Source organism: Blautia sp. DFI.6.71, from assembly GCF_020593585.1.
Lineage (GTDB): Bacteria > Bacillota > Clostridia > Lachnospirales > Lachnospiraceae > Blautia_A > Blautia_A wexlerae.
Window position 1 is genome coordinate 1 of record NZ_JAJDMJ010000064.1, and the last position, 18,753, is coordinate 18,753.

Below are 18,753 nucleotides of genomic sequence, written 5' to 3' on the forward strand. Positions count from 1 at the left end.
TTGGCCAGGTTGTATCCGGTTATAGTTTAGAAACTAACCGGATGCAGTACTAGTTTATTTACATATTCTTTAGAAAAATTCTGATAAGAACTACCTTGAGCGTGAGAACATAGTAAAAGAACTTCGGTTTTTTGGGGAAATAAAATATTTGATATTTTGGCGGAATATTCAAATTTATTTATAGCATCAGATAGTCGTTGTTGCAATAGAATTAAGATATCGTTTTCAAGTAAGTTAGCTGTTTCTGAAACGATAGAAGAAAAGAGAGCATGCTTGCTTTCAAAGTAATAATAAAAACTCCCTGTTGTAAGTCCAGAGGTTTCGCAAATTATTCTTACTGTTGTATTTTCAAATCCATCTTTAAAAAAAAGAGCCTTAGCAACAGAAAGAAGTTGATTTTTAGTGGAACTGTGTTGCGATTTCATTATCCTGACCTCACTTTGTATAAAATATAATATAGTAAATAATATATAAAATATCCCAAAAAGAAAAGAGTGTCAATATAAAGAAGAGAAAGATTCATAGTTTATTAACATATTTGTAGGGGGAAATGAAGTGGCGTAAAAAAAGGAGAATGTTTAGAATCCGTACTAAAATGTTTGATAATTCCAGCAGTGAAAAATAAATCATTTTTGATTTTGAAAGATAGATAGGTGTTATGTTCCTTAAAAGCTTTCATATAGTGCTATATAGTATATTGATAAAGTTTTTGGATTTCAGCATAGTCTACCAAGCAGGAAATTGGAACGAATTTTACAGCGATTTGAACTTATTGCCCGGGATAGGTCATTTGCGGGTAGAAAGGAGAATATTTTGGATTGGGAAGGTTTCGCAAGTGGTGTAAGCCGGAGCGGGGATAATCTTTCTGGCAGAGTTTGACTTAGAAAGCGGACTGTAAGGTTACATATCGGAAATAAGTGTTGGTTCCTCTGGGGTATGCTGGCTAAGATAAGTAAGGGGATAGAGCAGTTGCGGAGAGAACTCTAGGAATTATTTAAGAAGCGCTTTTCAACAGTAGACATATTCGCGCCTGTGTGGTACTAGAAACGCCGTAATATTTAGCACATCGGATAGGCGATAGACGAAAACTCATATCATGTGTCATATTTACAATGCATGTATTGTAATCTTACATATTGCATAAAAATAAACTATCAAAACCTGTTGCAACACTGTTGCGATAGTGATATAATATATGAAAGTTAGTAAAAACTAACCTAGAAGGGAGATTTTATGTCTGGTAAGTATTTTGAATACAAAGAGGGGAAAAAGCCTAAAATTTTTATATTTCCATTTGCAGGTGGAGGTGCATCAGCATTTAAGGATTGGCAGAAAGAGTTCAAAAATATAGAAATTCAACCTGCGCATTATCCAGGAAAAGAAGAACGGATTAAAGAGTCTCCCATTGATAATATAGATATTTTAACCAGAGAAATTTTTTATGCTATACAACCACACATTTCAAACGGTCAGCCATATTATTTATTTGGGCATAGCTTAGGAACTAAGGTAGTATATGAATTAGCGTTGTTGCTTAAAGAGAGTCAATATCCGTATCAACCAGCTGGAGTTATTGTTTCAGCAGGAAAAGCGCCATGTTTTCGTGAAAAAAAACCGATACACTATTTGAATGATTCTGAATTTACTAAGGAAGTTGCCAGATTTGAAGGAACACCAAAGATAATATTAGAGAATAAGAATCTGTTAAAATTTTTTATGTCAATGTTGAGAGCTGATTTTAAAATGGATGAAACATATAAGAAGAATGATGTGAAAAAAATAGATAGTCCTATTTTAGCTTTGATGGGTACGGAAGATCCGGAACTGACACTGCAGGAGCTATTGAAATGGGGCGAATATACGACTGGAAAATTTAGTTATAAATATATCTCAGGTGCGCATATGTTTGTGAATACAAACCGTAAAGCAACGATAGAGGCAGTGAAAGAATTTGTAAAATAAATTTTAGATTAGATAAAAATGGAGAATAAAATGGACAAAAAATTATTAAAAAAGGAAGCTAAGATATTTCTGCATGACTATTTAAAAGATTCTTTAGGAGTAAATGAGATAAAAGAAAAAGAAAATTTAATGCATAGCGGATTGACCTCAATCATAACTATGCAGATTTCAAATCAGTTGAGAAAATTTGGAATGCGTATTCCGTTTTCGAAACTGGCCTTAGAACCAATTTTGTCGCGATGGTTTTCTATGATTGATGAAGCTGAAATAAGTGTGAGTAGTGAGAAAAGCAACTTGCATTTAGACGATAAAAATGAAGAATTTGAGCTTACGGATGTTCAGTATGCATATTGGAGTGGCAGAGATGAAAATCAACCATTAGGTGGCGTGGGGTGCCATGCATATATTGAATTTGAAGGATATAACATAGACTTAGATAAATTAAATGAGGCATGGAAAAACATCCAATATCATCATCCAATGCTTAGGGCTAGTTTTTCAAAGACCGGAAAACAGAAAATTTTAACACATCCATATTCTGCTAAGGCAAACATATATGATTTGCAAGGACAGTCGAAAGAAGTAATAGAGCGTGAATTAATATCTATAAGAAATAGTATATCACATCGTAAACTAGATATTGAAAAGGGAGAAGTAGCGGGGTTAACATTGGTAAAACTTCCTAAAAAGAGACATAGAATGATTTTGGATATTGATTTGTTAGTAGCGGATGTATTAAGTCTAAGTATTTTGATTAGAGACTTGGCGGAAGCTTACAATGGCAAGGTGTTTTCGAATGATGTTTCATATACTTTCCGTGAATATTTAACAGAGAAAAAAGTTGGAGAAATTTTAAAGACTGAGGACAAAGAGTTTTGGGATAAAAAAATAGCAGATCTTGAGGAATTAACACCTAAATTACCGTTGAAAAAGCGGCCGGAAACGATTGACTTTCCGAAGTTTAAACGCAGAAAGAAAATTGTCAATGGTAGCGAATGGAAACAGATTAAGAAAATTTGTGCGGAAAAGGAAACGACACCTTCGATGGTGCTTCTTGCTTGCTATGTATTGGTTCTTGAACGGTGGTGTAACCAGGATTCCTTTTTGATTAATATTCCGCTGTTTAATAGAGAAGTAAAAAATGCAGATGTTCAAGAGATGATTGCAGATTTTACGAATTTACTTTTGCTGGAGTTTAAGAGACGAAAAGGAGAAGTATTTCAAGATACAATCAAAAGGGTACATAAGACATTTCTTGAAAATGTTGAACATAGCAGTTATTCCGCTGTTGCAATAGAAAGAGAAATCCATAAAAAAACAGGGGGTTCTGGACAGGTGGCTCCTGTAGTGTTTGCGTGTAATGTAGATACTCCATTGGAAACGGAATTATCAAGAAAGATGTTTGGAGATATAAGTTATATGGTTTCGCAAACACCGCAGGTGTGGTTGGATTTTCAGATATATGTTAAAGATGAAGATTTGATATTGTGTTGGGATGCAGTTGAGGAATTGTTTCCGGAACGATTGCTGGACGATATGTTCGAGGCCTATGTTAAACTATTAAGTTCGTTAAAAGAGAGGAAAGCATGGCAGGATATTGTGGATGTCATGCCGGAAAGACAGAAAAGGCAACGGCAGAAAGAAGTTATGGATATATTACCACTAGAGTGTTCTTCGAAATTGCTTTATTCAGATTATATTCAGTGGGTAAAGAAACGACCTGAAAGAGTTGCACTTATTGAAGGAAGTTCTGGGAAAACAATTTCTTATGAGGCGTTGTACAGAAAAAGTGGACAAATAGCGGGACAATTAATTCAAAATGGAATTGCCCCGGGTGACTATGTAGGCATAGTATTACCTAGAGGGGTGGAACAAATATATGCGATTTTGGGTATTCTTATAGCAGGTGGCGTATACGTTCCAATAGGAATAAATCAACCAGCCAATAGAAGACGACAAATATGTAGCAAAGTTGGAGTCAAAGTATTTGTAACTAATAGAGACACTTTTGATAGGTGCTGCTTGAATGAGGAGGGATTATCTTATATATATACAGATGAAATTGGTGAAAGAATAGAAAATTTAGAACCAGTGTTAAGATCTCCGCGCGACAGTGCATATGTAATCATGACCTCTGGGAGTACTGGGGATCCTAAAGGAGTTGAGGAGAGTCATGCAGCTGCGAAAAATACGATAGATGATGTAGTTGAGAAAATCCATGTGAGTTCATCGGATACGTTGTTAATGGTTTCGGCAATAGATTTTGATTTGTCTGTATTTGATTTGTTTGCTCTTTTAGGACAAGGTGGTAGACTTGTAGTTTTAGATGAAGAAACATATAGGAGTCCGGACGTTTGGCTAGAACTTATGGAGAAATATCGTGTTACACTATGGAATTCTACTCCCATACAATTAGATATGTGTATAACTATGGCGGAAAAAAGTAAACGGTTTGTGGCGTTATCTTTCCTAAAAGCAGTAATGCTTTCGGGTGACTGGGTTTTTCGTACACTTTTAATGAGACTTTTAAAATTAACTCAAAATGTAATGCTATTAATAATGGGAGGAGCAACGGAAGGGGGTATATGGTCAAATTATATTTTGATAACAACTGATAGTATACCAGAAGAATGGGAAACTATTCCGTATGGATTCCCATTAAAGAAGCAAGTGTATAAAGTTGTTGATAAATTTGAAAGATTATGCCCTGACTATGTACCAGGAGAACTATGGATAGGAGGTGCAGGAGTAGCAAAAGGATATTGTGGTGATGAGCAACTTACTTATCAGAAATTTGTGCAAGATGTGATTAGATGGTACAAAACGGGAGATAGAGGAGCTTTTGGGAAAAATGGAATCTTAAATTTTTTAGGAAGAATGGATAATCAGGTAAAGATAAAAGGATATAGGATAGAACTAGGAGAAATCGAACAGGCTTTGAAAAAAATCCCATATGTTTTAGCGGCATTTGTTTGCATTATTGACAAGGAAGAAAAACAGTTAGCAGCATACCTTGTTGTGGAGTCACAGCTAGACGTTGATATAGTGAAACAAGAACTTGAAAAGCATCTTCCATCATATATGATTCCAGAAAAGTATTATTTTTCAAAAGAGATTCCGCAAATGAGAAATGGAAAACCGGATAAAAAGCAAATGATTCATAAATTGCAGGAATCATATATAAAAAATGATTGCATTTTACCAAAAACAGAATGGGAAAGGAAATTATCAGAACTTTGGAAGAGAGTTCTAAAACAAGAAAAAATATCAAGAAATGATAACTATTTTAGATTAGGAGGCGATAGTTTAAAAGCAGTTACTATTGTAACTGAAATTGAGAAAATGATTAGCATTCCAGTTAATGTATCAACTGGTTTACTATACACTTTTCCTACTTTAAAAGAATTAGCAAAGGCTATTGAAGAAATGGAAGAAGAAACAGAAGTAGAAGTAATTTAGAGTGGAAATAATATTTTAGGAGAAAAATACTTATGAACATTAGTGAAATTATTAGGAACCTTACAATGGAAGGAATTATTCTTTGGGCGGAGGAAGATAAATTAAAGTATAAGGCACCCAAGGGTAAGATGACAGATGAAATAAGAGAGATATTAGTACAAAATAAGGTTGAGCTTATTGAATATTTAAACGAACAAAAAGTTGAATATGAAGTAAATTTGGCAGAAAGATATGAAAAGTTTAGATTAACAGATATTCAAAACTCATATGTTATGGGGCGTAATGAGGCCTATGAATTAGGCGGGGTAGGATGCCATGCATATCTTGAAATGGTCTTTGACGAGATTTTAGATTTAGAACAGTTAAGGAAGGCATGGAATCGGGTAATTCAAAAACACGATATGCTCCGTGCTATTATTTATGATGTTGGTTATCAAATTGTCCAGGAAGAAGTTCCAGAACAAGATATTATTTTCATTGATTTGCGAAAAGATGAGGAGATAGGAAAAAGAAAAAGGGTAGAATTAAGAGAAGAATTATCGAATAAACAGTATGAGTTAGGTATATGGCCGATGTTTGATTTGGGACTTTCTATTGAAAATGAAAGAAGCGTTATTCATTTTTCTTTAGACATGTTAGTAGCTGATTTTCTTAGTATGAATATTATTTTAAACGATTTGGAAAAATTATACAGAAAACCAGATATGGAAGTGAAAGAAACAAGTCTGTATAGAGATATTTTAATATATCAGGATAAACAAAGAAATAAAAAGACAAAGGAACGAGAAGCAGCACTAGAGTATTGGGAAGAAAAAATAAAGGTAATGGGAGATGCTCCAGAATTACCGATTATTAGAACGAGTGGTTTGTCGGGACATCGTTTTTTGCAAAAAGAGTTATTTATATCAGAAAAAGAATGGAAAAATTTCTGTGAAGTTGCACAAGAGTATAATATAACATCTTCAACATTAGTATTAACTGCGCTGGCAGAAGTTATTTCGATGTGGTCTCAAAATAAAAAATTTTGTATTAATACGACTATTTTTAATAGACCAAGAATTATTTCGGATATAGATACTATCGTAGGCGACTTTACGGAAGTAGACGTTCTTTCTATTGAAATGGATTATACAAAAGCCTTTATTGAAAGAGGGAAGAAAATACAACAAGATTTGTGGAAAGATTTGGAAAATAGTGCTTTTTCTGGTGTTGAGGTATTAAGAAAACTTACAAAAGAGCGAAAGAAAAATACTATTATGCCAGTAGTTTTTACAAGTACCGTAGGACTTGCTGGAGAAGATGATGCAACGAAAAAATGGAATATACAATATAGGATTAGTCAGACGCCACAAGTCTATATTGATTGTCAGGTAGCGGATGAAAAAGGCGGGGCTAAAATAAACTGGGATATTAGGGAAGGGGTATTTTTGAATAATGTAATAGAGGATATGTTTGAGTGTTTTATAAAGCTGATTTCTTCTATTATAGAAAAAAGAACTGATATTTTAAAAGAAAGATTCCCCCTTTCTTTACCAGAGAATACAATTCAAATCAGAAAGAAGATAAATGATACGGAAAGACCATTTAAAATACAGATGATGGAAGATGGATTTTTACGAGCCGTTAGAGAGTATCCGAATAAGACAGCTTTGATTACTTCTGGAGGAGAATTTACATATAAAGAGTTATCAAAATATGTATTTTCTGTTGTGAAGCTATTAAGAACCAATGGTATTGTGAAAGGTGACTGTGTTGGAATTAATATTGATAAAAATGAATGGCAAATTTCTGCCGTCATTGCAACGTTGTTGCTACGAGCGACATATGTACCAATTGACGTTAATCAACCTAATGTAAGGAAAAAGAAAATTATTAATTCGGCAAATATAAAAATTCTTTTATCAGATACGAAAGATGAAGAAATGCAGAGAGTATGCAAGAATTATAACCTTATGGAACTTCGTCCTGATGAAGAGCTTCCTTTGGATTATCAAACAGACAGAGAGTATGACAGAGCAGCATATATTATATTTACATCTGGCACTACAGGGGAACCTAAAGGTGTTATTATGTCACATAGAGCTGCGATAAATACAATTTACGATGTTGTTTCGACGCACTCAATTACAGAGAAAGATGTCTTTTTAGGACTCGCGAATTTGTCATTTGATTTATCGGTAGCCGATATATTTGGTAGTTTTCTAGTGGCGGGAACCCTAGTATTACCCGAATCTAACGGATTAAAGAATCCTAAGTATTTATATGACTTAATAGTGCTTCACAGAATAAGTATTATAAATGCTGTACCAGCACAACTTCAGATGATTGTTGGATATGCCGAATCAGTAGAGAACATGAAGAAATCAGAGTATGCACGATTGTTTATAATGTCAGGAGATTGGCCACCTAAGAATTTACCAGAACGTATTAATGCAATTTTTCCAAATGCAGTAGTAGTTAATCAAGGAGGAGCAACAGAAGGTGGTATTTGGTCTATCCGGTATATTGTTAAGAGAGGAGAGGTATTCCCAATTGCTATACCGTATGGTCAACCTATGGCAAACCAAAAATTTTTTGTGTTAGATGAGAATTTGAGAGAATGCCCAGATTATGTCGAAGGAAATTTATACATAGCGGGAATGGGACTTTCCCAAGGGTATTTGAATGATGAAGAACTTACAAATAAGAAATATGTACATTTGCCGACTACAGGGGAAAGAATTTACCGGACAGGAGACAGGGGACATTATAGAAGCGATGGAGAGATTATGTTCGGTGGACGTGAATCGGGAGATGAACAGGTTAAAGTGCATGGACATAGAATAGAGTTGGCAGAAATTAGGTCAGCGCTTCTTGAATATCCACAAGTTCATTCTGCGGCAGTTTTAACAATAGGAACGCCTTCGGAAGAACTGAAGATTAGTGCGGCTATATCTCCAAGAAAGAAAAAAAGTCAGAGTGGCCATGTAGAAAATAAGGAAGAAACTTCGATACTGAAAAAGTTTGGCGATAAGTTTGAGAAAGAGGTTGACCAAACGCTGCTTAGTGAATGGATAAGAAAGTCTGAACAGGTTGTTATCAATGATATTTTTAACATATTTAAAGTTAACGGTATTTTTACAGAGAAATCAAAAGAATATAAATTCGAAGAAATTGTAGAAAAGATAGGAATACCGGAAAAACTCTACAAATTAACAAAAAGATGGCTAAAAGTTTTGGCGGAAGAAGGAATTCTTACTAAAGCAGAAGATCGTTATAGGCTTCAGAAATTTGCATATGAACCGAACACAGAAAAAGTGTGGAGGGAATTTGCGATAATTGAGGAGCAGTTTCATTATAGTAAGGAATTTTTTGAGTATTTAAAGGTTTCTAGTGAACTGTTACCAGAAATGATTAAAGGAAATGAAAATCCATTAAATATTTTGTTCCCTAAAGGAGATGTAACACCTGCGATGGCAGCGTATCATGATAATAAAATAAATAGGATGCATAATAAAATCGCAGAAGAAGAAATCGTATATTTATGTAAAAGGGCATATAAGGAAAATCCAGAAAAGAAAGTACGCATTTTGGAAGTAGGTGCTGGAGTTGGAGGGACAACGGTAGATATAATACCGAAACTTACAGAGTTTAATGTAGAATATTATTTTACCGATTTGTCTACATTCTTTTTAAATAATGCACAAAAAAACTTTGGACAATATAAATGGGTCAAATATGGAATTTTTGATATTAATAAAGACTTTACTACACAGGGATTTGAGGCTTTTTCTTTTGACATAATATTATGTGCTAACGTATTGCATAATTCCAAAAATGTTCATGAGGTTATTCCTAATTTAAGAAATATGCTAAGGCAACAGGGAACTATTATTATTTTAGAGGAAACTAGAATGAGTTATATGCTGTTGACTTCTATGGAATTTAAAGACGGTTTGACTGGATTTGAAGATGAACGTGCGAATGAAGAACAAACATTTTTTAGTAGGAAACAGTGGGAAAATATTATTAGAAAGCATGGAGGTGAAATTACATATCAGTTCCCGGGAAAAGAGAGCGTGTTAGACTTGTCGGGACAGACTATTTATATTACAAGGTTTGCGGGAGAATTTGAAAGCATTGAAAAAGCAGATATAAAGCAACATTTATCAGAAGTACTCGCACCATATATGGTTCCGAATGAAATCCTTATTCTTCCAGAAATTCCTTTGACAGAAACTAATAAAAAAGTGGATATAGCGTCAATTCGTAAACTCCTTGAAAGTAGTGAAAATATTAATCGGAGTGATACAGGTACGCAGGAAATGCCACAGAATGAATTAGAAAGAGCGATTGCTAGAATATGGAAAAGAGAATTAAAACTAGAGAGTTTAGGAAGAAATGATAATTTTTATGAAGCAGGAGGGGATTCTCTACTAATTGCCCAGGTAGTGGGGAAGATTGTAGAAGAAATACCGGAAGCTAAAGAATGGGAATGGAGCGCATTACTGACAGAAATGATGCAAAGTCCTACGGTTAAAGAATTAGCAGAGAAAATTGAAAGGTATCAAAAAGAACGAGAGTCTTTTGTTGATCCTTCATTGATTCAGCTAAAAGATAGCAGTTATCCAGTAGAACAATCAGTGGCAAAAGTGCTTTTCCATGCAGGAACCGGAACCTTGTCAGCATATACAGAACTGCTCTCCTGTATAGAGGCAGACTGTAAAGAAAATGAAAGTGTATTAGGGTTTTCATTTGGAAATGAAGCTGAATATATGGCAATAGAAACTGCAGATACTTTTAAGGTGCTTGGTAAAAAATATGGGAAAATTTTGAAGGCTTTAGGTTATTCTAATTATATATTGATTGGTCATTGTGTTGGAGGTCTGATTGCTTTAGAGGCGGCCGAATTTCTAACAGAGAATGGTTTAAAAGTGTCGGATGTTACCTTGATAAGTGCGACAATGCAGCGGCGAAAGAAGAATACAACGTTTAGTGATTTGCCAGATGAAATTTATTATAAAGCGCTTAGGACTAGTCTTGAAAATGAACTATTGCTCGAACGCACATTCGCAAAATTAATTAATGCAGATGTTAATAAAGCTGGTTATACGACGCCGGAAAAAACTTTAGAAAAGTGTATTAATTATATTGTGACTGAAGGAAATGGAGAGATAACGGCGGAAGCGTTGTGTAATCTGACCGGTGAATTCCAGAACGTTGCGGAAGAATTTAAACGTTTGTCAAACAGACCTTTATCGGAACGCTTAAATAATTTATATGCTTCAATTGATAGACGAGATGCAGAATTAATGGAGCATGAGAGAAAAATGTTAAATACATTATTTAATATTTTTTCACAGAACTTTGGCTGCGTGGCAACGCATGAACCTAGACCTTATGGTGGAAACGTGAGAGTTTTCTCCTGCGAACAGCAAGATGCAAGCTTTTATCAAGAATTTTTCGGGGAAAATTTCGAAATATGGAAGCCCTACATTATAGGAAATTACAGAAGTGATATTATTTCGGGGCAACATTTTGACTGTATAGTAGGAGATAATTTGAAGAAAAATTTACCAAAAATTTTAGATTTCATATACTAAATGAACTAGAAAGTGAGAGGTTCGAATGAACGTAAGCAGTCTTAAAAATATACTCGTTAAAAAAATAATCGGAGTTGTGCTGGTTGTATTTGGGGTAGTAACATTAAGCTTTTGCTTGCAACTTTTTACTGGTACAGATCCGGCAGAAATGATTGTTCGGAAACAGAATGTGTTTGCAACGGAAGAACAAATCCAAGCAGTTAGAGAAGACCTTGGATTGGATGCACCATTTCATGAAAGATACATTAGCTATATATCTGATGTGATAAAAGGCGATCTTGGAATAGCAATAACTAATCGGAAACCGGTAATAGATAATATAAAGGAGACAATTCCGGTTACTTGTACAATGGTTATGATGTCGATGTTATGGGTTGTTTTGTTTACGGTCATTTTTTCTGCAATTTCTGTAATTAGTAATAATGGTATTTTTGATAATTTAATGCGAATTATTTGTATTATAGGTATATGTGTCCCTAGTTTTTGGTTAGCATTAATTTTGTTAACAGCATTAGCTGTTAAGATTCCTATTTTTAATGTTATTTCAGACGGGAGTATAAAGTCTTTAATACTCCCGTCTGTAGCAATGGCAGTTCCGATTATTTGTATTGCTGTACGAGTATTACGAGCTTCCATATTAAGCGAATTAAAGAGTGATTATGTTACATATGCTAGAGCTAGAGGCTTTTCAAACACACAGATTATTTTTGGAGAAGTACTGAAAAATGCTTTGCCGGCAGCTATTACTCTGTTTGCACAGTATTGTGCGGCTCTTTTTGGAACATCAGCTTTGGTAGAAAGTGTATTTTCAATTGATGGTTTAGGTATGTATCTAATGGAATCTTGTGAAAGTATGGATGTTTATGGGATTTCAGGATCAGTCTTAGTGTGTGCTATTTTATTTGTTCTTTTTAATACGATGGCTGACATTATCTCAAGTGTCCTTTGTCCGGCATATAGGAGGGAAATAGTGTGAAAAAGAAAATACAGATAATTATAGGATTAGCTTTAATTGGAATATTTGTCTTGCTAGCTATTGCTGCACCAATTTTAGCACCTAATGATCCGAATGCTACAGACCTTTCTATGAAAAATGCTTTACCATCAAGAGAATACCCACTTGGATGTGATCAAATGGGGAGATGCGAATTGTCAAGGTTGATATATGGAGCACGCTATTCATTGGCATTGTCTATACCAATACTAGTTCTTTTGGCAATAATTGCTTTGTTTGTAGGTTGTTATTCAAGTTACAAAGGTGGAGTTGCTAATGAAATTGTAAGATTGATATGCAATATTTTAATGGCATTTCCATTGTTAGTTGTGGCGATGGCGCTAGTATCTACTGTGGATAATTCCGTAGCGAGCATTATTATTGCTATTGGAATTTCTATGATGACGTGGTTTTTACGTATGGCACGTTCATATGCAAAGATAGAATGTGGGAAGGAATATATTGAAGCAGCAATGGTTTCAGGAGCTTCTGATTTGCAGATTGTAGTGAGACATTTGATACCCAATGTACTACCACAATTTATTGTTTATTTTACCACGGGTATAGCAACAGCTATTATGTCAATATCTAGTTTTGCATTCTTAGGTGTGGGACTTATTGCGGGTACTCCTGAATGGGGAGCGATGCTTAATGAGGCTAGGAATAGTATTTATACAAATCCTGGATTAATTATTTATCCAGGGATTTGCTTAATAGTATGCTGCGCAGGCTTTAATTTGTTAGGAGAAGGATTGAGAGATATTATTGGAAAGGAGGACAAGATTCGTGTCTCTTGAGGTAAAGGATCTTACAATTTCTTTTGCAGAAGGAGGAGCGGTAACAGAGAATATTTCATTTCAGGTTAAACCAGGAAATATGCTTTCTATAGTTGGAGGCTCCGGCGCAGGAAAGACGACGATTTGTAGAGCTATTATGGGACTCCTTGGAACTACTTACAAGATTAAAGGAGGAATTTTTTATAATAGAACAAATCTTTTGGAAATGTCACACACAATGTTAGAGCAGATATATGGAAAAGATATTTGCTTTATTGCACAAAATCCCATGACAGCATTTAACCCATCAATTAAATTAGAAAAGCAATTGAGGAAGACTTATTTACAACATCAAAAAAGAATATCAAAAAGAGATATACGAGATATTCTTATAGATATGTTGCAAAGGTTTGGACTGGAAGATGGGGAACGGATTTTAAGAGGTTATCCATTTGAAATGTCTGGGGGAATGCTCCAAAGGCTCATGATAATTGCTGCATTAATTAATAAACCTAAAATTTTAGTGGCTGATGAAGCGACAACAGCTATTGATGCGTGTAATCGCAAAGAATTAATGGAACAACTAAGGTGTTTATGTGAAGAAGGAATGTCAATTTTGTTTGTTACACATGATTTGAAAGCAGCATCATATTCAAATCAAATATTCATTTTAGACAAAGGTAAAATGGTAGAATATGGAGAAACGAAAACTGTATTATCTAACCCTAGAGAAAAATACACAGAATATCTCTTAAACTCATGTCATTTAGAAAGAAAGGTGGTATGAATGATAGAGATAAAAGACCTGAGCTGTTCTTTTACAAAAGGAAATTTTATTAAAAGTAAATTTACGGCAGTATCGACCATTAATGTTACTTTTAAAAGAGGAGGGAGATATGCAATCGTAGGTGAGTCCGGATCAGGAAAAACAACCCTAGCTAGAATAGTGGCAGGAATTCAAAAACCAGATAGTGGTAATGTCTTGATAGATGGAGAGCCTGTTTTTAGTAAAAAAGGAAAGATAAACAAAAATCATTTTAAAAAAATACAAATAATTCAACAGAACTCAGCTTCAGCATTAGATCCTAAAATGACAATTGGTAAATCTATTGAGGAACCATTAAAATGCTTTTTTCATATGTCTAAACTCGACAGAAAGAAAAGATGTGAGGAGCTGTTGGCATTATGTAATTTACCATTTAGCTATTATACCAGATTACCACCTGAGTTATCTGGTGGTGAACAAAAACGGGTCGCAATAGCACGGGCATTAGCAGCCGAACCGGAATGCTTAATATTTGATGAGGCGACAAATGGATTCGATTTACCATTACGTAAGAAAATTATCGAAGAAATTATAGAACTTCAGAGCAAAGTAGGATTTACTTTGATATTTATTACGCATGATATGGAACTTGCCGTTGTAGTGGCAGATTATATTATGGTAATGAGAAATTCTAAGCTGATAGAAGCGGTTTCTTTTGCGGGAGATCCGTCAGTTTTTAAAGATGTTTATAGCAGGGGCTTACTTTCAGCAAGTGACATACTATAGATAAGAACTAAGAAGAAAGGAAAATTTCGATGAAGACTAAGACAATGGCAACAATTTTATTAGCCGCAAGCATGGCATTATCGTTAACAGCGTGTGCTGGGACTACAGATACAGACCAAACAAAGGAAAGCTCAGAAAATATTGAAACAAGGAATAATAAAAAGGAAACGGAAAATGTTCATCTAAATTTAGCTGAAAGCTGGACATTTGAATATTTTTACACAATTATAACTCCAGAAGTAAGTAGTTCTACGGGGTATGATATTACTTATTATCTTACAAATTTTTATGACACTTTAGTGGAATATACCGAGGAGGGAGAAATATCTGGAGTTTTAGCAGAAGACTGGAAAGTCAGTGAAGATGGAAAGACATATACATTTAACTTAAAGAAAGGTATTAAGTTTTCAGATGGCTCAGATTTGACAGCAGAAGATGTAGCTAAATCAATTTTGGCAGTGCCGGTCAATCTTGGGCAGTATAACGGTAGCTATGGAAAATTATCGACAATCATAGAAGATGCAGTTGTGATAGACGATTATACCGTAGAATTGCATTTAAAACAGCCATATTATAATACATTGAGAGAGTTGTGCTTAACAAATCCGTATGGAATTGTATCTTCAGAACAATTTGATGATGAATTGAAAGCAAAAGAATCTTTTAGGACAGCGACATATGGAACAGGTCCTTATATGTATGAAGGCAGTAATGATGGGCAAACGTGGGATTTTGTTCGCAATCCTAATTACTGGGGGAATACGCCACAGGTAGACAGTTTTTCTATTAAGTATATCGCTGACAATGATGCAAAGATTCTTGCCTTAAAAAATGGTGAGATTGATTATATTTCAGGAATTAAGAACATATCTGCAGAGAGCTTCGAGGAAATGAGTCAGACGGAAGGCTTTAGCGCAAAGAGCGATGAGAACTCATTACAAAGCTATTATGTAGGATATAATTTGAGTAATCAAATTTTTGGGGACGAAGTGGTAAGAGAGGCTCTTTCTGCGTCTATTGATAAAGAAGCAATTACGGAAAGCATATATGGTGGTTTATATGATAAAGCAGATACATTCTTTTCGGCAGAATTACCTTACTGCGATGTAGAGCAGGAAATAGTATCATTTGACATTGAAGCTGCTAACGAACTTTTAGATGCAGCGGGATACAAAGATAATGATGGAGATGGGATTCGAGAAAAAGATGGAAATAAATTGTCAGCAGCATTTTTGTACCAAACCGGATCGGCATCAGATGATGATCTCGTGGTGTATATTTGTGACCAGGCAGAAAAGATAGGAATTGAGTTGACGCCGCAATCAGCACAGATGATGGATTGGTATGCTTTAGTTCAAAGTGGAGACTATGGACTGACAATTTTTAAAACACAAGGCGGATATTATGACCCGGCTAGTGTAATTACTAATATTAATCCGGAAACATCAATGGATCCTATTGTTATGCAGATAGGAATATCGCAACCGGAAATTGCGCAGTTAGTTGCAGAATTAGATTCTTCTGCTGATGAGGCTAGAGTCCAGGAAATTTATAATACAGTTTTAACGACTATAGCGGAACAGAATTTAACTACACCATTGGTTTATACACATCAGTTAGCTGTATATAATGATAAGATAGCAGACTATACCTTTCCGATAGATGCAAATTATACATCTGTTCAAAATATAATTCTAAATTAGAAAAATACTCTGTTGCAACCGGATAATGACTAATGAAATAAGTATTATCCGGTGCAATAAAAAACTAAAGGAGAACAAATGAAAAGGATAGGAATTCTCGGAGGAACGGGTGCAATAGGAAGCCGTACAGTAGAAATTTTGAAAGAAAGCTATCCTCTACTAATTTCCTACTATTCAAGGCCTAAAGCATCAGAAAGAAATTGTAAGTATGTAAGAGTGGATATAGCCAAAAAAGAGGAGATTGAAAGATTTTGTCAAGAATGTGATATTATTGTTAATTGTGCGGGAGCTTCTTACTTGAATGGAGAGAAAGTGGCAAGGATTGCTGGACAATTAGGTAAACCATATATAGATCCTTCAGGAGAGACATTTTTAGAAGAACAGATTGCGGATATTTCTAAAATGGGTATTTTTGTTTTATCTAGTGGTTTTTTCCCAGGAATGAGCGGTTTATTAATGAGATATTTGTGTGAATCATTTGATCAACCCGAAACGATTTTGGGATTAAGTGCTAGTAATGAAGTGCCTAGTCAATCGGCAATTGAAGATTTTATTCTGACAAATCTATCTGGTTTTGGCGTAGCATTACATTATTATGAAAAGGGAAGGCTTATAAGAGATAATACAGAAATAGTGGAAATAATTAATAAAAGACCATTTAAATTTCAAAATTATCTTACTGTAGAGGCTGAAAGAATAGCGAAGTACTATTCACTAAAGCAGGCCAATTGGTATAATGCTTCATTCAAACCAGAAATTGTTAGGAAAATGCAGGTAGCCGTGGTAAGCGCACAAAATGATAAGAATAGTTATCGCAAATTAGTAGAAGAAGTAGTCTCAATGACCAGAGCGGATGTAGGGAATAGCGAGCAGTTTACCTATATGAAAATAGAGGGAACTGGTGTGAGTAACGGGGCAAGGCATACTAAAAGTGTAGAAGTTACAAGTAATTGTAGTAGTAATATGAGTGCAATTATTGTAGCGCATACTGTAATACAAATAATAGAAAAGAACCTATCCCCGGGAATTTACTATGCGATGGATATAATTAACCCCCGCGAATTATTAAGTAAACTAAGTCATTATGAGTTGCAAATCAAAGAAAAAAGCATAGAGAAAATGGATATGGAGGACAAATACGATGAAGGAACAATCTAAATTACATATTATTGGGAAAATTAGCAATCCTAAAATTATGTTGATTCATGGCGTCGGTTTTTATTGGGAAACATGTTTTAAAGAAATTATAGAGGCATTATCTGGACAATATTGTATTTTGCTTCCGGAATTAGAGGGACATTGCCGTAAGCCAACTAAATATATGAGTTCTGTGTCTGTAAGTGCTACAGAAATTTTAGATGAAATAAAAGAAAAAGGAATCACTCAGATTGATGTTGTGTACGGCATCTCATTAGGGGCAAGCATTGCGCTGGAAATCGCTATGAAAAATCAGCTTATAATTTCACATTTGATTTTAGATAGTGGACAGTACGAGTCAATGGGGGAAATGACAGAACAATTTTCAGTAATTATGGCGCAGCAGTTTTTGAATTTGCTAAAAGGGGAACATTTGATCTCTCCAATAAAAGAAAATATGGGATATGAAAATAAGGATGATGTGAAAGTCTTACAACCATTAATTTTTCCTGAGATTACATACGATGCACTATATCATGCCTTTTTAGTAGCATATGATTATGATATAAAGGAACGCATTGAAAAAATCAGAATGAATGTGGTAATTATGTTGGGTGGGAACGAGATTTATGCAAAAAATTCTATCCCTCTTGTAGAGGAGAAATGCATTAACCCTCCACAAGTATATGAAGTTCCAGACAAAGGTCATGCAGAGGTATTAAGTAAAGAACCAAATGTAATAACAGGTTTGATCAAGCAACTTTTACTACAGGAGAAATAGCCATAAAAAGTTTTATCCATAGACAGGATGTGCAGTTAATTATATAATAAATGCAACACTGTTTTGATTGGAGGAAAAAATAATGGCATTATGGGTAGAAAAGGCAACGGATAATATAATATTGGCAGCAAGAGAAGAATTTATGCGCTATGGTTACTTAGACGCTTCTATAAGAAGAATTGCCGATAAAGCAAATACAAGTGCGAAATCTATTTATACACGATTTTCTAATAAAGAAGGCCTTTTTGAGTATTTTGTGAAAGAACAAGCAGAATTTTTCATTAATGGAGTTGCTAAAAACTTAACAGAGTTTTCATCACATACCAGGGAAGATCAGATTAATAGCAGAAAGGAAAACGGAAATGATTTAAGTAATAGCCTGCTAGAGTATGTGTATGATAATTTTGATGCGTTTTATCTTATTATATGTAAATCCAAAGGAACACATTATGAAGGATTCATTGAACAACTTGCAACTTTGGAGACAGAATATACCTTAAAATATATGACTACAATAGAAACTGAAAAGACGGGTTTACCGAAGATAACAGAGGAGTTTGTCCATATGATGAGCCGTTCTTTCTTTGAAGGTTTCTTTGAAATGGTTAGACATAAATTTGATAGGGAAAAGGCCAGAGAGCATATAAAAAAGCTTTTATTATTTCATAATAGTGGATGGGAAAAATTTTTATTTTAATTTCTTTCAATAGATTTGTACTATTAAAGGGAATATCATACAAATTATGTTAATTTATAGGTAATTGCGAAACAAGTTCGCAATCTTGATTGAAAACAAGGATAGAATCC

At 34.5% G+C, this 18,753-nt stretch carries 12 protein-coding genes; 11 read left to right on the top strand and 1 reads right to left on the bottom strand.

Annotated elements, in window-relative coordinates; all coding sequences use genetic code 11:
- Window positions 1-26: 26 nt before the first annotated feature.
- Window positions 27-425 carry a TetR/AcrR family transcriptional regulator gene (locus tag LJE12_RS17445; protein ID WP_173703158.1) on the bottom strand — a complete coding sequence of 133 codons (399 nt, stop codon included), beginning with the start codon at window positions 423-425 and terminating at the stop codon, window positions 27-29.
- An 808-nt stretch (window positions 426-1,233) separates the two neighbouring features.
- Here LJE12_RS17445 and LJE12_RS17450 point away from each other — a divergent pair.
- The 11 genes from LJE12_RS17450 to LJE12_RS17500 all read left to right on the top strand — a co-directional run bounded on the left by LJE12_RS17450 (window position 1,234) and on the right by LJE12_RS17500 (window position 18,643).
- A complete protein-coding gene (locus LJE12_RS17450) occupies window positions 1,234-1,962 on the top strand; it encodes a thioesterase II family protein (RefSeq protein WP_227227108.1) in 729 nt (242 codons plus the stop codon).
- Between the two features lie 30 nt (window positions 1,963-1,992).
- Window positions 1,993-5,421 carry a non-ribosomal peptide synthetase gene (locus LJE12_RS17455; RefSeq protein ID WP_173703156.1) on the top strand — a complete coding sequence of 1,143 codons (3,429 nt, stop codon included), beginning with the start codon at window positions 1,993-1,995 and terminating at the stop codon, window positions 5,419-5,421.
- A gap of 32 nt (window positions 5,422-5,453) precedes the next feature.
- Window positions 5,454-11,003, top strand: a complete 5,550-nt coding sequence (locus tag LJE12_RS17460; RefSeq protein WP_173703155.1) for a non-ribosomal peptide synthetase — start codon at window positions 5,454-5,456, stop codon at window positions 11,001-11,003.
- Window positions 11,004-11,028: 25 nt separating this feature from the next.
- Window positions 11,029-11,979, top strand: coding sequence for an ABC transporter permease (locus LJE12_RS17465; protein WP_173703154.1), 951 nt, complete (start codon window positions 11,029-11,031; stop codon window positions 11,977-11,979).
- Window positions 11,976-12,794, top strand: coding sequence for an ABC transporter permease (locus tag LJE12_RS17470; protein ID WP_173703153.1), 819 nt, complete (start codon window positions 11,976-11,978; stop codon window positions 12,792-12,794). The genes LJE12_RS17465 and LJE12_RS17470 overlap by 4 nt, the downstream gene beginning before the upstream one ends.
- On the top strand, window positions 12,784-13,560 hold the full coding sequence (locus LJE12_RS17475; RefSeq protein ID WP_173703152.1) for an ATP-binding cassette domain-containing protein: 777 nt from the start codon (window positions 12,784-12,786) through the stop codon (window positions 13,558-13,560). The genes LJE12_RS17470 and LJE12_RS17475 overlap by 11 nt, the downstream gene beginning before the upstream one ends.
- The gene (locus tag LJE12_RS17480; protein ID WP_173703151.1) at window positions 13,561-14,325 is read left to right on the top strand and encodes an ABC transporter ATP-binding protein; all 765 of its coding nucleotides are present in this window, start codon (window positions 13,561-13,563) and stop codon (window positions 14,323-14,325) included.
- A 29-nt stretch (window positions 14,326-14,354) separates the two neighbouring features.
- Window positions 14,355-16,028 (top strand): nickel ABC transporter substrate-binding protein, encoded by a 1,674-nt coding sequence (locus LJE12_RS17485; RefSeq protein WP_173703150.1) that lies wholly within the window; start codon window positions 14,355-14,357, stop codon window positions 16,026-16,028.
- Between the two features lie 78 nt (window positions 16,029-16,106).
- A complete protein-coding gene (locus LJE12_RS17490) occupies window positions 16,107-17,186 on the top strand; it encodes an NAD-dependent epimerase/dehydratase family protein (RefSeq protein ID WP_173703149.1) in 1,080 nt (359 codons plus the stop codon).
- On the top strand, window positions 17,170-17,946 hold the full coding sequence (locus tag LJE12_RS17495; RefSeq protein ID WP_173703148.1) for an alpha/beta fold hydrolase: 777 nt from the start codon (window positions 17,170-17,172) through the stop codon (window positions 17,944-17,946). Before LJE12_RS17490 ends, LJE12_RS17495 begins: the two co-directional genes overlap by 17 nt.
- 82 nt (window positions 17,947-18,028) lie before the next feature.
- The gene (locus tag LJE12_RS17500; protein ID WP_173703147.1) at window positions 18,029-18,643 is read left to right on the top strand and encodes a TetR/AcrR family transcriptional regulator; all 615 of its coding nucleotides are present in this window, start codon (window positions 18,029-18,031) and stop codon (window positions 18,641-18,643) included.
- Window positions 18,644-18,753: the final 110 nt, after the last annotated feature.